The following is a 15137-nucleotide window of genomic DNA, read 5'->3' as shown; positions in this document are numbered from 1 at the left end:
ATATTAAAAATTTAGGTTGTCATGAAGTGATAGCTAATCTTATAGCTATAAGAGGTTAAACTTATTTAAATACTTTAGCTTCAGTTAAGATAGCAGTTAATTTATCTTCACCTGCTTTACTTAATTCTACTAAAGGTAATCTTTGTTTAGGTGTAGCAATTAGACCTAATTTATAAGCAATCCATTTAGTAGGGGTTGGATTTGGCTCAATAAATAAAGATTGATGTAATTTAGCGTATTGTCTGTTTAACTCAAGTGCTTTAGCATAGTCACCATTTAAAGCAACATCAATAATTTGTGCCCATTCTTTAGCAATAATGTTAGCACTTACTGAAACAACACCTTGAGAACCTAACGCAATAGCATCAATTGCGGTACCATCATCACCTGATAAGTGCACAAAAGCAAATTCTTTGGTACGACTAACAATTTCGCCAACGCGATGTAAATCTGGATGAGCGTCTTTAATACCAACAATGTTAGAGAACTCAGAAGCTAAACGAACAATAGTGTCTACGTCCAGAGAGGCAACTGTTCTACCTGGTACATTATAAAGAATTTGTGGTAATTTGCTAGCTTGAGCAATGGCTTTAAAGTGTTGATATAAGCCTTCTTGGTTTGGCTTATTGTAGTAAGGAACAACAGTTAAGCAAGCGTCAGCACCTAGTTCTTCTACTTTTTTAGTATAAGCTATAGCTTTTGCAGTACAGTTAGAACCAGTACCAGCGATTACAGGTACACGCTTATTCGCAAATTCAATGACTTTACGAATAACTTCGAGGCTTTCTTCTTCAGTTAGAGTTACGGCTTCTCCTGTTGTACCACATGCAACAATAGCACTAGTACCTGATTGAATATGATATTCAACTAGGTTTTGTAGGCTTTGGTAATCTACTTCACCATTTTGATCTAAAGGTGTGATAATAGCAACAATAGAGCCGCGTAAAATAGGACTAGACATAAAAATATCCTTATGCAGTGTAAAAAAATTTGTATCCTATATACATGTCTTAAATTAAAAATTTAAGATAGTGGCTTCAAATTATTATACTAGATCTATTTAAGACTTTTTTACTAAAAATTAAATTTTTTTGATATAATTATTTAAGTTATACTAAAAACAGGAATAGAAAGCGTTATGCAAGTTGTAGAAGTTAAACACCCTCTAGTGCAACATAAACTAGGTTTAATGCGCTCGAGAGATATTAGTACTATGGAATTCCGTACTTTAACTCGTGAAGTTGGTTCTTTATTAACTTACGAAGCAACTAAAGATCTTGAATTAGAAGTTGTTGAAATTGATGGTTGGAATGGTCCTGTAAAAGTAGAACGTATTAAAGGTAAAAAAGTAACTGTAGTACCTATTTTACGTGCAGGTCTTGGTATGATGGATGGAGTATTAGAGCATATTCCTTCAGCACGTATCTCAGTAGTTGGTATTTATCGTGACGAAGAAACTTTAAAACCAGTACCTTACTTCTCTAAACTAGCTGGTGATATCCAAGAACGTCTAGCTATTATTGTTGACCCTATGTTAGCTACAGGTGGGTCGTTAATTGAAACGATTAATTTATTAAAATCAAAAGGTTGTACTTCAATTAAATGTGTGGTGTTAGTTGCTGCTCCTGAAGGTATTAAAGCCTTAGAAGAAGCTCACCCTGATGTAGAACTTTATTGTGCTTCAGTAGATGACCATTTAAATGAACATGGTTACATTATCCCAGGTTTAGGTGATGCTGGTGATAAAATCTTTGGTACAAAATAATAAAGATTTTTAGTTGTTACTTATCTTGAGAGACAAGATAAGTAACAACTCTTTTTTTTTTTGAAAATACATTAAGAGACCTCTAGGATTACCTAGAGGTCTCTTAACTTATTTCTAAAATATTACTATACTAGTTTATAGCCGTATTCTCTTAAATACCAATCCAAATCTTCAATAGTAATTACCGGATAGTTGAACTTTTTCCCAAAAGCAACTATTTCTGGAGCACGAGCCATAGAGCCATCATCATTAGTGATTTCACAGATAACGCCTTCATTGCCCATACCAGCAATTTTACATATATCGATAGAAGCTTCAGTATGACCACGACGTCCAAGAACACCTTGAGGGTTAGCTATTAATGGAAATACGTGACCAGGACGGTGTAAATCTTCAGGTTTAGCTTCAGGGTTAACGGCAGCTCTAATAGTAGTTACACGATCAGAAGCTGAAACCCCTGTAGAAACTCCACGTGCAGCTTCAATAGTTACAGTAAAGGCTGTTTTATTAACAGAGCTATTATTTTCTACCATATAAGGTAAATCTAAACGATCTGCTAATTCTTTACCTATGCACAGGCAAACAATACCACTACCATAACGGATTAATTGAGCCATTTGCTCTACGTTAATTGTTTGAGCTGGAAAAATTAAATCCCCTTCGTTTTCTCGATTTTCATCATCGAGAATAAGCACGCCACGGTTTTCTTTTAAGGCTTTAACAGCATCTTGAATGCGACTTAAAGCTGTTCCTTCAAGTTTGAAATTTTGTGTCATATGACAATAACTCTTAGACTTTTAAGTCTTTTTGTTTAAATGTTTGAAGCTATAATAATCTTTGTCGTCTAACATTATACCATAATTAAAGGCTAGTAGTTTGCAACTACCAGCCTTTAATTTTTTATTTGAGATATTTTACGCTTATTATCTTAGTGAAGAGAACATCTCAGAAACAGATTCTTCGTTGTTAATGCGACGAATAGCTTCTGCTAAAGTACTTGCTAAACTTAGAACCTCAATTTTACCTAAAGCTTTTAACTCTGGTTTTAGAGGAATAGAATCTGTAACGACAATTTTCTCTAATAAGTCAGAAGATAATTTTTCAACTGCACTACCTGAGAAAATTCCGTGAGAAGCGTAAGCAAATACTCTTCTAGCTCCACGATCTTTAAGAGCTTGAGCAGCATTTACTAAAGTACCACCTGTATCAATAATGTCATCGATTAAGATACAGTCACGGTCTTTAACATCACCAATCACATTCATAACTTGTGACACGTTTGGTGCTGGACGACGTTTATCAATGATAGCAATCTCTGAGTCATTGTATAAACGAGCCATTGCACGAGCACGTACAACCCCACCAATATCTGGAGATACAATAATAGGATTAGTTAAATCAGGGGTATTTTTTAAGTGATCTACTAATAGGTCAGTAGCGTAAATATTGTCTACTGGAATATCGAAGAAGCCTTGGATTTGCTCTGCGTGTAAATCTACTGTTAAGACACGATCTACACCAGCAACTTGTAATAAGTCAGATACTAAACGAGCAGTAATAGGAACACGTTGAGAACGTACACGACGATCTTGACGAGCATAACCAAAGTATGGAATAACTGCTGTAATACGACCTGCAGAAGCACGACGTAAAGCATCAACCATACATAAAACTTCCATTAAATTATCATTTGACGGTGAGCAAGTAGATTGAATAAAAAATACTTCATCACCACGTACATTTTCGTGGATTTGCACATGGATTTCACCATCACTAAACTTATCTAAAGTAGCCTCTGCGATTTTAGAATAAAGGCGTTTTGAAACTTTTTCTGCTAGTTCGCGCGTAGCGTTACCAGCAAAAAGCTTAATATTAGCCATTGTAAAAGACCTCAAAATGGGAAATTGGTTTGATTGTATGTCTTACTATTATAACTTAATTTAAGTTACAAGGTAAAAAATATTGCACACAAGTAAGTAAGGAATTTTAGCATTAATAAGCTATCATAAGGAAAAATCGAACAATAAAACCTAGCGCAAAAGTCGGGTTTAAAAATAAACAGCAACAAAAAGTTAATCTTGCTTTATAATTAGATGTCTAAAAGTTTCTCGTATCATTTGTCCATGAAAAAAGCAAATAATCTACTTAAATCAGGACTTATCTTTTCTAGTTTTACACTATTTTCTCGTATTCTAGGCTTTATCCGTGACATGGTTACGGCTAATTTGTTAGGTTCAGCTTCTGATATTTTTGTCTTTGCACAAAGAATTCCTAACCTATTTCGTCGCTTGTTTGCGGAGGGATCTTTTTCTCAAGCATTTGTACCAATTCTTTCACAATACTACCAAGAAGATGATAAAAAACAAATGCGTGAGCTCATAGCTAGCTCTTTTGGTTGGTTATCATTGATTACTTTAACGATTACCATTATAGGGGTGCTGGGAAGTGGTTGGCTAACAATTGCTTTGGCTAATGGTTGGTACCAAGATTACTTGACTAATACTAGCGATAAGTTCGTGCAAGCATCTTTTTTATTAAAGATAACTTTTCCTTACCTCTTCTTTATCTCACTAGTTGCGCTCTCTGGTGCAATTTTAAATGTAGTTGGTAAGGTAGCATTATTTTCTTTTACGCCTGTAATTTTAAATATAAGTTTAATAGTTTGCGCTTTAGTACTACCGCAACACTTAGGGGGAGATGTTAATTTAGCTCTAGCTCTAGGTACTTTTATTGGTGGTTTAGTTCAGCTGTTAATTCAAATTCCATTTTTACATCGTTTAGGCTTTTTAGTTTTACCTAACCTTAGAATAAGTGAAGGGGTAAGAACTCTCTTTCGCCGTATGGTACCAACATTAATTGGTGCTTCTGGTTCGCAAATAAATATGCTGGTGAGCACGGTAGTTGCTTCCTTTTTTGTTGCCGGATCTATGAGTTGGCTTTACTATGCTGAACGTTTAATAGAATTGCCTCTTGGGATTTTTGGAGTTGCAATTTCTACTATCTTATTACCTACTCTTTCGCGTAAAGCTTCTTTGCTTACTAAAGAAAATAATTTAGAAAATAAGCAAGCTTTTGACGCAGCTATGAATTGGGGCGTTAGAATAATCTTTTTAGTTGCCTTACCGGCAATGATGGGACTAATCTTTCTAAGTAAGTACATAATTGATTTGCTATTCCTACATGGACGTTTTAATTACCATGACTTAGAAATGACAACTGTAGCTTTAATCTGCTTTAGCTTTGCGGTGCTACCGTCAATGCTAACCAAAAGCCTAACTAATGTTTTTTATGCTTATGGTAATACTAAAACTCCAATGTATGTAAGTCTACTTACGATTTGTCTAAATATAATTTTAAATCTAATTGCCTTAAAAATAGATTTTTGGTTTTTAGCTTTATCCACTTCTATAGCTGCAGGGGTAAATATGTTAATAATTTACTATTTACTTGCAAGTAGAGGATTTTATGCTTTAGACAGATTAGCTTGGCTAACTTTACTGAGAGCAATTTTCGCAAGTATTATTCTCTCTTTAGTACTTTTTTACTTACCAAGTGACTATTCGCTATGGACTTCTAATAGTTTAATCTATAAGCTTATCACTTTAGCCTTTTATGGCGTAAGTGCTATTGCTGCTTATCTTGTAGTCTTATTTATTTTAGGTTTTAGATTCAGACACTTAAAATATGTTGAAGTGATTAGAAATTAAAGCGACTTAAATAACCTACGCTAAATAGATATACTTGTAATATAATATTTGTGATCTAAAAAAGCTTTTGCTCTTAAGCAAAAGCTTTTTTACCCTCATAATTATCTTTTGACATCGATACAATCATGCAATTAAATGAACAACAGAGACAGGCGGTAGAAACAATCAAAGGTCCTTGTTTAGTGATTGCGGGAGCCGGTTCTGGAAAAACTAGGGTTATTATTAACAAGATAAAAAATCTGTTAAATCATGGTATCCCTGATAAAAATATTTATGCCGTAACCTTTACCAATAAAGCGGCTGCTGAAATGCGCGAACGTTTACGTGCCGATTTAAAAGCTAATGCTAAAGTAAATATTAGTACATTCCATACTCTGGGACTTAACTTTATAAAAAAAGAGTATCGCCTCTTAAATCTTAAGGAAAAAGTAATTCTCTCTGATACTCATGACCAACGAGTACTATTACGTGATTTAATTTTACATACTGACTTTATTGGCGTTTTAGAAGATCAAATAACTTTTGCGCAAAATTTTATTTCATTAGCAAAAAACAAGTTACTTTTCCCTGGTGACATGCCAGCAAATCCTCTAGATTTTACTAATAATCCGGAGTTCATAAAAAATTATCAAATCTATTGTCGTCTATATCATTATTACTTTACTTACATGCAAAGTATTTCCACTTTAGATTTTGATGATTTGATTTTATTACCAACAACCTTACTTAAATTTAACGCTAAGGTTAGAGCAAAATACAATAAACGCGTAAAATACCTGCTAGTTGACGAGTATCAAGATACTAATACAAGCCAATATGAATTTATCCGCTATTTAGTTGGTCCTGAAGCTGATTTTACCGTGGTAGGAGATGATGACCAGTCTATCTACTCTTGGCGTGGAGCTCAGCCAGAAAACCTTAATCGCTTAAAAGAAGATTACCCTAGCCTACAGGTTATTTTCCTTGAGCAAAACTATCGTTCAACTGAAAACATCCTTGAAGCTGCTAATAAACTTATTGCCAATAACCCACATATTTATTCAAAAAATCTAAAATCTGTACATGGCAAAGGTGAACTTATTAAAGTAAAAGCGCATGAAAATGCTGAAGCTGAAGCTTATTCAGTAGTAAGTAATATCCTAGAGCATAAGTTTAACAACAATACTAATTTTGGTGACTATGCCGTGCTGTATCGTGGTAACCACCAGTCTCGTTTACTAGAAAAAGAATTTGCTGATAATGACATTCCTGTAGTAATCAATGGAGACGCTTCCTTTTTTGAAAAAAGTGAGATTAAGGATTGTATTGCCTACTTACGTGTGTTAAGTAATTTTGATGATGATAAGGCGTTAATGCGTATTATTAACGTACCTCGTCGTGAAATAGGTTCAAAAACAGTGGTTGCTATTGGTGAGGTAGCAAAAAGATATAACTGTAGCTTCTTTGATGCTTGTTTACATGAGGATTTACTCACCATGATCCATGGTAGAGCCTTACAGCAACTTCAAGATTTTATTTATCTTATTACGCATACAGCTGAAGCAATTAATAGTAATAACGACTTTTTTGCCTTTAAGACCTTTTTCGATGAGCTGGATTATGAGCAGTTTTTATATGAGCAAACTGATAATAAGCAAGCAGTTGAAGCGCAATTAAAAAATGTTCAAAGTCTGCTTGATATGGTTAGGCGTTGGATGTCAGATGCCTATGGTAATCCTATGACTTTAGCTGAGGTAGTGCAAAGACTATTTCTGCGTGAAATGTCAGCAAACAAAGCTAAAGAGCATTCCGAAGATTTTGTGCAGTTAATGACAATTCACGCTTCTAAAGGGCTAGAGTTTCCTTATGTTCATATTGTTGGTTGTGAGGAGGAAACTATTCCTCACCGTACGAGTATTGAAGAGGGGAATATCGAAGAAGAGCGTCGTTTAATGTATGTAGGTATTACGCGTGCCCAAAAAGAGTTAACCTTAAACTACTCTATTTCACAAAAACGCAATGGCGAAGTAACAGAAACAGAAGTTTCTCGTTTTATTGGAGAGTTGCCAAGTGAAGTTCTTGAGTTCCATGAACTAAGCGCTCAAGAAATAGAAGAAAGTAAGTTCAGCAAAACTGATTTGCAATTTGAAGAATTAATGAATCGCTTAAAAGATGAAGATGAAGATTTTTAACGTGCAGTTAGAGCAAATTTTTGTTAAAATATCACTTCAATAGCGTAAATAAATTAGTTCTATATTTGGTGCTTTTATCTAAAGCTTTGATTTTTTAATTTTGAGTACCTCATATTAGAGGGAAGTATAACTTTATGTCAGCAGCTAATTACAAAAAAGGTGATATTAATTTTACTAACGACAATGTTCGCGTACATAAAATTCGTGATATGTTATCACCTGTATCAATTATCGAACGTTACCCTTTGTCTAAAGCAGGCGTAGACCGCGTTGCAAAAACTCGTGAAGAAGTATCTAATATTTTACATGGCAAAGATGATCGTTTATTAGTAGTAATCGGTCCTTGTTCAATTCACGATGTAAATGCCGCTAAAGAATATGCGCAAAGATTAAAAGGTGAAATTGAAAAGTATCGTGATCAATTATGTATTGTAATGCGTGTTTATTTTGAAAAACCTCGTACAACAGTAGGTTGGAAAGGTTTAATTAATGACCCGTATTTAGATAATACATATCAAATCAATGATGGTATTGCCTTAGGTCGTAAAATTCTGGTGGATATCAACGAATTAGGCGTACCAACTGCTGGTGAGTTCTTAGATACCATGTCTCCACAATACATTAGTGATTTAATGTCATGGGGAGCAATTGGTGCTCGTACAACAGAATCTCAATTACACCGTGAGTTAGCTTCAGGTCTTTCTTGCCCTATTGGTTTTAAAAATGCAACTAATGGTTCAGTGCAAATAGCAGTGGACGCTATGGTTTCAGCTTCTTACCCACATACTTTCTTAGGTATTACTAAGTTTGGTCAAGTAGCAATTATTGAAACTACAGGTAATAAAGACGTACATGTTATTTTACGTGGCGGTTCAAACGGTCCTAACTATGATGCTCAATCTGTTGCTAAAGTTGTGGAGCAATTAGAGAAGACTCCTTTTACAACTTCAGTAATGGTTGATTGTTCACATGCTAACTCGGAAAAAGATTTCCGTCGTCAAAGTATTGTTTGTGAAAACATTTCTGAACAAATTAGAAATGGTTCATATAGCATTAATGGCGTTATGATTGAATCTCATCTAGTTGAAGGCAGACAAGATTTAACAGCTGATAATATTAATAGCTTAACTTATGGACAATCTATTACAGATGGTTGTATCGGTTGGGAAGCTACAGAGAATTTATTAGCTATGCTTGCTGATGCTGTACAAAGCAGAAGAGAAAATCACCCAAAAGGTAACTAATCTAAAAAATCAAAGACCTTGGTCTTTGATTTTTTTACGCCAAATTTTTATTTTTAAGGAATGTATAAAGGGTAGTAAGAATTTAAATTTTGGAGTAAATTTCTTTTACTAAGAATTATCAACCTCTTGCTCTTAGCTAAAGAGCTTAACTCCCAAATTTCTTACTATTTCTTTGATTAAAAACAGATATCGTTATGACAAGCGAAAATAATTCTACGTATTTAGACGAACAAGCTATACGCCAAAAAGTAGCAAATATTTTAGCCTCCACTACAGCAGAGAAAATTAATCAAAATCGTCGTAGCTTGATGGAAGCAGAGCTTGCTAAGATGCATGATAGTCTTGCAAAACTTACAGCTTCTCAAGGTAATGAAGAGCAAGTACATGTAATTGATCCAGAGTTAGAAGAGGCAAGTAAATTTCTTTCGCCAAAGAGTAACCTAGAAGAGCTCGATCATGAGCATAAAAAACATTTACAAACTCTTCTCCCTAAACAGTGGATAGTAATTATTACCTTTGCTCTTACTTCAATGCTACTCCCTTTATGTATTGATATGTACTTAAGTGCCTTTCCGACAATGGCAAGTGAGTATGGAGTTGAGGTAAATCGTATTGAGTTCTCTCTTTCAATTTACTTTGTTGGGATTGCATTAGGACAAATTCTTTGGGGGCCATTAGCGGATTCTATTGGACGTAAGAATATAACAAGTTTATCTTTTATATGTATTCTATTAACCTCGGTATTTATCGCTCATGTAAATAGCTTAACTTCGTTATATATTTTACGTTTTATCCAAGGGTTCTTCTGTGCAGCCTTACTAGTGACAAGTACTTCGATCTTACGTGATATCTACGAAACAGTAGATTTTGTGCGTATCAATGGGATAGTTACTTTAATTTTCTTTGCTGCTCCTTTCCTTGCTCCATTAATTGGCTCATACATTGCAGTAGCAAGTTCTTGGCACTATATCTTCTATAGTATCGGGGCTATGTCTCTAGTATGTTTTGTACTTTTTATTAAATATATCCCAGAGACTTTAAACCCTGCTTTTAAACGTCGTGTAAACTTTAAGCAAACTTTCAAAATCTTCGGACAAGTATTAGTTGATGGTAGATCTTTCTGGTTAATTATGCTAATGTCTTGTTCAACTTGCGTAATTTTTGCTTACGTTTCTATGGCTTCAGGGGTTTTTCAAAAGTTCTACAATATTAGCGAAGAATTATTCCCATATATTTTCGTCTTAAGTGTAATTACTCAAGTAATGTTTAACATTTTTAACACAAAAATGGTTAAACATTTATCACCAACTAAACTATTACTAATTGGTATGTTCTGGCAACTATTTGCCGGTCTATTCTGTGTAGTTGCTTCATTATTAGATACTGGTTTTTATGGAATTCTCTTTGGAGTAATTCTAGCTATGTCAGCTAGTCCATTAATTTTCTTAAATGCGATTGCTCTTTACTTAGAAATCCATTATCGCCAATCAGGAACAGCTTCAAGTTTAGTAAATGTTTCACGTTGGATTTTACCTGGAGTTGTAACAGCGGCAGCGCAAAATATTGACCCTTATAAAGGGTATACTATGCTGATGTTAATGGGGATTTTCTCTATCCTTATTTTCTTAAGCTTTGTTTTCTATAATATCTGTAATAAGCGTTTTGTAAGAAAGCAAGCAGTATAAACTGAATAAAAAAGAGTATCCTTAAAATGGATACTCTTTTTTGTTATAATGTTTTCAAAAAGACTGAAGAGAAACAATGGACTTAAATAATGCTAAACATGTTTTTGTAGTGCATAGTGGTATTACCACTTTGGTGGCAAAACTTGTGATTGAACAATTAAAAATAAAGCCAGAAAATGCTTTCATTTTCTGTCGTAAAAACTCTTACGCGAATGCTTTAAAAGTAGTACCACAGAAGAATATTATTCTCGCTGATGAATTATTTAAATTCTATAATGATGGTGCTAGTGATGTCATTGATCGTAATTTATTAAGTAATGTACTTATGTCTCGTTTAGTTTTCCAAACGCTAGAAAGTGCATTTAATCGTGATAAAGCGCAAAAGGTGTTGCCAGCCTTATCAATTGATAATCAAGAAGAGAAAGCAATCCAAGGAACTCCTTTTATTGCTTATGTTCCTCACCTAGCTGATTTAATGTGTAATTTACTAGTTAAACAGCCTAATTGTTTAAAAATAAACTACCTAGAAGAGGGAACTCTAAACTACATTAATTACGACGCTTTAAATACAGAGAAAAATTATTATTTTGAGCAAATGCTTGAACAAGCACCAGAATTGTCATCAGACAAAAGTGGAGTGCTATTTTTTGGTGAATATCGCTTCTACAATATTGGGGAGTTTGAAAACGTACATCTTCACCTCAAGCAAGCAGAATCTAATTTTTATACTTTAACTAACTATAGCTTCTTCTATCACATGATAGGAGATAAACGTGTTTTACTTGATGTAAATTTATTAAAGACTCAAGATAGTTTACAGCAATCACGTTTATATACTATTAAACAGCAAGCCTTAGCTAAACATAAACAACTGCAAAAGCATCAAGATGGTTTAAACCAATATATTAATGTAGTTGTATTCGAGGGGCAAGGTAATGTGATTGATAATAGTAAATTTGAAGACTATAGTATTACCTTAATACAAAATTTAATTGATGCAGGCATTAAGTATGCACAATATAAATTCCACCCATTAAGTACTGAAGAAGTACGTCAATCTTTGAGAGATAAACTAGTTAAACTAGAGATAGTTTTAGATGAGCTAGATGATAATATCTCTTTAGAAGAAGAGGCTTTAATTGCTCCAGAAAAGACAATGCTCTTCCATAGTATTCAATCTTCAGCTTTATTATATACAGGTGCTTTTGGTCAGTATGCTAAATGCTATCAAGAAATTGCCGCTAATGATAAAGTGCTTGAGAAGCAAATTGAAAAATTTGCTTTTGATATGAAAACTTTAGTACAAAAAACAAGTAAATATATTTTAGAATAAAAAAATCTCCGAACTACTCAAGTTCGGAGATTTTTTTTAAGAAGAAAAATAATTTCTCTTATTTGTGAAGTATTAGTCAACGATTAATACGTGTGCACAGTTAGTAGAACCTAAAGTCTCTGCGTCACCAGAAGTAACGATTACTTTATCACCTTTAGTGAATAGACCTTTTTCTTTTAACATGTTGATTGCTGCGCGGATACCTTCGTTAGAACGTGTTTTACCATCAAAGAAGTAAGGGTAAACACCACGGTATAAAGCACATGTGCGTAATACTGTTTGGTTTTTAGATAGAGCGTAAATAGGTAATGAAGAGTTTACGCGAGATGTTAATAGAGCTGTACGACCTGAAGAAGTCATAGTGATAATACCTTTAACACCTGGTAAGTGGTTACCTAAGTGAGCAGCTGAGATAGCGATAGATTCTTCGATTGAAGTGAATTCACTTTCAATAACGTGAGTAGTTGAAACTGAAGGTAATTTTTCTGCACCTAAAGCAACTTCTACCATTGTTTTAACTGTTTCAGCTGGGTAAGAACCTGCAGCTGTTTCAGCTGAAGTCATCACTGCGTCAGTACCATCGATAATTGCGTTTGCTACGTCCATTACTTCAGCACGAGTAGGGAATGGATTGTTAATCATTGATTCCATCATTTGTGTTGCAGTAATGATAACTTTACCGTGCGCACGGCAACGTTCAATTAATAATTTTTGTACTGCTGGTAATTCTGCATCACCAATTTCTACAGCTAAGTCACCACGTGCAACCATGATTACATCAGAAGCACGGATAACATCGTCCATAGCTTCAACAGAAGCTACAGCTTCAGCACGTTCAACTTTAGCTACGATTTTCGCGTATAAACCAGCTTCTTCAGCTAATGTACGAGCTAAATCTAAGTCAGCACCTGTACGTGGGAATGAAACCGCTAAGTATTCAACACCAATACGAGCTGCTAATTTAATATCTTCACGGTCTTTTGCAGTTAACGCAGGAGCTGTTAAACCGCCACCTTTTTTGTTGATACCTTTGTTGTTTGATAAAGGACCAGCTACGATTACAGTAGTTTGTACACGGATACCGTCAGTAGCGTCTACAACTAATTGTACATAACCGTCGTTTAATAATAAGATATCACCTGGTTCTACATCTTTTGGTAAGTCTTTATAGTCAATACCAACAGCTTCTTGAGTACCTTCACCACGACCTAGTGTTGAATCAAGAATAAATTTGTCACCAACGTTTAAGAAGATTTTCTTGTCATCTTTAAAAGTAGATACACGGATTTTTGGTCCTTGTAAGTCACCTAAAATTGCAACTTCACGTCCTAATTTTTTCGCAATAGAACGAACACGTTCAGCACGTTCAATGTGTTCTTCAGGTGAACCGTGACTAAAGTTCATACGAACAACATTAGCACCTGCAGCGATAATTTTCTCTAAATTATCACCAGCATCTGTAGATGGGCCCATAGTACATACAATCTTAGTACGGCGTCTTCTAATTTCAGACATTATTATTCTCCAAATTTTAATAGTAGGAAGTCTTTTAAAATTTTTAGTTAGGCTTTACTTTTTTACTTGGCAAAAATTAAAGCAAGCTAAAACTTTGCGCATTAAGCGACTTCAATATAGAACCTAATGCAAGGTAATACAAGGTAGAATTCTTAAATTAAAAATTATAATTTTTTGCTTAAACGTGTTAAGCAAAAATCTAATTTTTCTTTCTGCATATTTTACCACACTAGGATTAACTTTCTTAAATTTTTTCAGCTCTTTAGTTTAGTTTTTTCGGTAAGAAATATAAGTTAAATCTTGATAAAAAAAGTTAAATTTTTGCTTGTAAAATATCGTTATTACCTCACAACTTTAATACTAATCTAGGGATAGTGAACTTTAAAATTTGCTATAATAAAAATTATATATTTATATAGTGAGGTAAAGATGAAAGTTATAGTTATGCGTCATGGTGAAGCTCAAGGTTTTAGTGCATTTGGTGGGGATAGAAATAGAGAATTAACTGCAAATGGAATAAAACAAGCTCAATATGCGGCTAAACTTCTTCTTAACGATAATAGTCTACAAGTGGTGGAAGTTTTAGCTTCTGACTATGCACGTGCTTACCAAACAGGTGAGCAAGTAGCAACAATAAATAATGCTAAATTTCATCCAGAGAAATACTTATCTATCTCACATGAAAACTTAGATATGGTTGCGGAAAAAGTTGAGCTTCTTGCTCAAGAATATGGAGATGAGCAAGCTGTAGTGCTGGTTTCTCATATTCCTATTGTTTATGACCTAGTAAATTTGTTTTTAGGAAAGAGTTCTGCTTTCCCATTCCATACAGGTAGTTTTGTAGTAATTGATTTAAAAACAAAAAGAGTAGTAACTGATATAAATAGTTATGAATAAAGAAGTGAATTTTAGTGACGCAAACTTAGAAAGTTTAGCAGAGTCACATGTATATGTACCAGATACAGTAAATGACTATAGATCATTTCACACTGGTAAATCGATAAAAACCATTAGTAATCCTAACCGTATTTTAAAAACTAAAGTAGTAAATAAGGTTAATTTACCACCGTTTTGTACAGCAACTGGTAACCCAGGTAAAGGTTCATACCTTACAATTTCTTATCAAGCCAAGGATAAATTATTAGAGGTATTTACTTTTGAGAAGTATATAAACAGCTTTATTGGACATCCAATTGTGCGTGATGTAGAGTTTCTTGCTCAAGAAATTGCAACTGAAGTAGCAATTGCTTTAAATGTTCCGGTAACTTTAGAAGCGCAATTTTGTCTTGTAGGTTTTCAATATGGACAAAGTGTTGAAGTAGAAGTACAAATTGAAGAACACTTACTTGAAACCTTACGTAGTCAATATAAAGACAAATATTTAGCTTTCTTAGATAAAAAAGCTAAAGGTGAAATTGTTGTCAAAGAAGATAAAAAGACTTTTTTACAACGAGTTGAAGAGCAAAATACACCAGAAGTTGTAGCTGGTCAGACTAAAGAGAACTCTGCATCTCAATGTCCTGTGAAGCATCAAATTACAGGAAATACAAACCAAGTTGAGCCTAAAGCTGAGCAAGCAAAGCAATCGGTAGAGGTTGCAAACGAACAAGCTGATGATTATGAAGTTTGCCCTTTTGTTACACGTGAAGAGGCAACTCCCGGCTCTAAATGTCCAGTTACTGGTAAAAGTTACGAATAAAATAATAAAGGATCTTAA

At 34.1% G+C, this 15137-nt stretch carries 12 protein-coding genes; 8 read left to right on the top strand and 4 right to left on the bottom strand.

Going from position 1 to position 15137, the window contains the following annotated elements:
- Nucleotides 1-61: 61 nt before the first annotated feature.
- Complete coding sequence (gene dapA, locus CKF54_RS06115) at nucleotides 62-967, bottom strand: 4-hydroxy-tetrahydrodipicolinate synthase (RefSeq protein WP_222987542.1); 906 nt, start codon at nucleotides 965-967, stop codon at nucleotides 62-64.
- 171 nt (nucleotides 968-1138) lie between these two features.
- Between dapA and upp the strand changes: the two genes are divergently transcribed.
- Nucleotides 1139-1765, top strand: a complete 627-nt coding sequence (gene upp, locus CKF54_RS06110) for a uracil phosphoribosyltransferase (protein WP_119525480.1) — start codon at nucleotides 1139-1141, stop codon at nucleotides 1763-1765.
- A 125-nt stretch (nucleotides 1766-1890) separates the two neighbouring features.
- On the opposite strand, the gene ribB is transcribed toward upp, so the two are convergent.
- Together ribB and CKF54_RS06100 are read right to left on the bottom strand one after the other, a co-directional pair.
- Nucleotides 1891-2541, bottom strand: a complete 651-nt coding sequence (gene ribB, locus CKF54_RS06105; protein ID WP_119525479.1) for a 3,4-dihydroxy-2-butanone-4-phosphate synthase — start codon at nucleotides 2539-2541, stop codon at nucleotides 1891-1893.
- A 147-nt stretch (nucleotides 2542-2688) separates the two neighbouring features.
- Nucleotides 2689-3645 carry a ribose-phosphate pyrophosphokinase gene (locus tag CKF54_RS06100; protein WP_119525478.1) on the bottom strand — a complete coding sequence of 319 codons (957 nt, stop codon included), beginning with the start codon at nucleotides 3643-3645 and terminating at the stop codon, nucleotides 2689-2691.
- A gap of 243 nt (nucleotides 3646-3888) precedes the next feature.
- Here CKF54_RS06100 and murJ point away from each other — a divergent pair, with 243 nt between their 5' ends.
- From murJ to CKF54_RS06075, 5 genes are all read left to right on the top strand, one after another.
- Nucleotides 3889-5472: a murein biosynthesis integral membrane protein MurJ gene (gene murJ, locus CKF54_RS06095; protein ID WP_222987541.1), complete on the top strand. Its 1584-nt coding sequence runs from the start codon at nucleotides 3889-3891 to the stop codon at nucleotides 5470-5472.
- 125 nt (nucleotides 5473-5597) lie between these two features.
- Complete coding sequence (locus CKF54_RS06090; protein ID WP_119525476.1) at nucleotides 5598-7643, top strand: UvrD-helicase domain-containing protein; 2046 nt, start codon at nucleotides 5598-5600, stop codon at nucleotides 7641-7643.
- Nucleotides 7644-7777: 134 nt separating this feature from the next.
- Nucleotides 7778-8887, top strand: a complete 1110-nt coding sequence (locus tag CKF54_RS06085) for a 3-deoxy-7-phosphoheptulonate synthase (RefSeq protein ID WP_316248817.1) — start codon at nucleotides 7778-7780, stop codon at nucleotides 8885-8887.
- A gap of 194 nt (nucleotides 8888-9081) precedes the next feature.
- Complete coding sequence (locus CKF54_RS06080; protein WP_119525475.1) at nucleotides 9082-10572, top strand: Bcr/CflA family efflux MFS transporter; 1491 nt, start codon at nucleotides 9082-9084, stop codon at nucleotides 10570-10572.
- A gap of 76 nt (nucleotides 10573-10648) precedes the next feature.
- Nucleotides 10649-11905: a polysialyltransferase family glycosyltransferase gene (locus CKF54_RS06075; protein ID WP_119525474.1), complete on the top strand. Its 1257-nt coding sequence runs from the start codon at nucleotides 10649-10651 to the stop codon at nucleotides 11903-11905.
- A 72-nt stretch (nucleotides 11906-11977) separates the two neighbouring features.
- On the opposite strand, the gene pyk is transcribed toward CKF54_RS06075, so the two are convergent.
- Nucleotides 11978-13420 carry a pyruvate kinase gene (gene pyk / locus CKF54_RS06070; protein WP_119525473.1) on the bottom strand — a complete coding sequence of 481 codons (1443 nt, stop codon included), beginning with the start codon at nucleotides 13418-13420 and terminating at the stop codon, nucleotides 11978-11980.
- A 429-nt stretch (nucleotides 13421-13849) separates the two neighbouring features.
- On the opposite strand from pyk, the gene CKF54_RS06065 reads away from it, so the two are divergent.
- Together CKF54_RS06065 and CKF54_RS06060 are read left to right on the top strand one after the other, a co-directional pair.
- The gene (locus tag CKF54_RS06065; protein ID WP_119525472.1) at nucleotides 13850-14317 is read left to right on the top strand and encodes a SixA phosphatase family protein; all 468 of its coding nucleotides are present in this window, start codon (nucleotides 13850-13852) and stop codon (nucleotides 14315-14317) included.
- Nucleotides 14310-15119, top strand: coding sequence for a hypothetical protein (locus CKF54_RS06060; RefSeq protein ID WP_119525471.1), 810 nt, complete (start codon nucleotides 14310-14312; stop codon nucleotides 15117-15119). Before CKF54_RS06065 ends, CKF54_RS06060 begins: the two co-directional genes overlap by 8 nt.
- Nucleotides 15120-15137: the final 18 nt, after the last annotated feature.

The organism is Psittacicella hinzii (assembly GCF_003585885.1).
Classification (GTDB): Bacteria; Pseudomonadota; Gammaproteobacteria; order Enterobacterales; family Psittacicellaceae; genus Psittacicella.
Note: the sequence above shows the minus strand (reverse complement) of the source record. Positions and strands in the feature narration are given on the sequence as shown.

Excerpts from the sequence above, each read along its gene's own strand:
- ribB (WP_119525479.1), bottom strand. The coding sequence starts at position 2,541 with ATGACACAAAATTTCAAACTTGAAGGAACAGCTTTAAGTCGCATTCAA.
- CKF54_RS06075 (WP_119525474.1), top strand. The coding sequence starts at position 10,649 with ATGGACTTAAATAATGCTAAACATGTTTTTGTAGTGCATAGTGGTATT.
- CKF54_RS06100 (WP_119525478.1), bottom strand. The coding sequence starts at position 3,645 with ATGGCTAATATTAAGCTTTTTGCTGGTAACGCTACGCGCGAACTAGCA.
- CKF54_RS06090 (WP_119525476.1), top strand. The coding sequence starts at position 5,598 with ATGCAATTAAATGAACAACAGAGACAGGCGGTAGAAACAATCAAAGGT.
- CKF54_RS06060 (WP_119525471.1), top strand. The coding sequence starts at position 14,310 with ATGAATAAAGAAGTGAATTTTAGTGACGCAAACTTAGAAAGTTTAGCA.
- CKF54_RS06085 (WP_316248817.1), top strand. The coding sequence starts at position 7,778 with ATGTCAGCAGCTAATTACAAAAAAGGTGATATTAATTTTACTAACGAC.
- CKF54_RS06080 (WP_119525475.1), top strand. The coding sequence starts at position 9,082 with ATGACAAGCGAAAATAATTCTACGTATTTAGACGAACAAGCTATACGC.
- pyk (WP_119525473.1), bottom strand. The coding sequence starts at position 13,420 with ATGTCTGAAATTAGAAGACGCCGTACTAAGATTGTATGTACTATGGGC.
- CKF54_RS06065 (WP_119525472.1), top strand. The coding sequence starts at position 13,850 with ATGAAAGTTATAGTTATGCGTCATGGTGAAGCTCAAGGTTTTAGTGCA.
- murJ (WP_222987541.1), top strand. The coding sequence starts at position 3,889 with ATGAAAAAAGCAAATAATCTACTTAAATCAGGACTTATCTTTTCTAGT.
- upp (WP_119525480.1), top strand. The coding sequence starts at position 1,139 with ATGCAAGTTGTAGAAGTTAAACACCCTCTAGTGCAACATAAACTAGGT.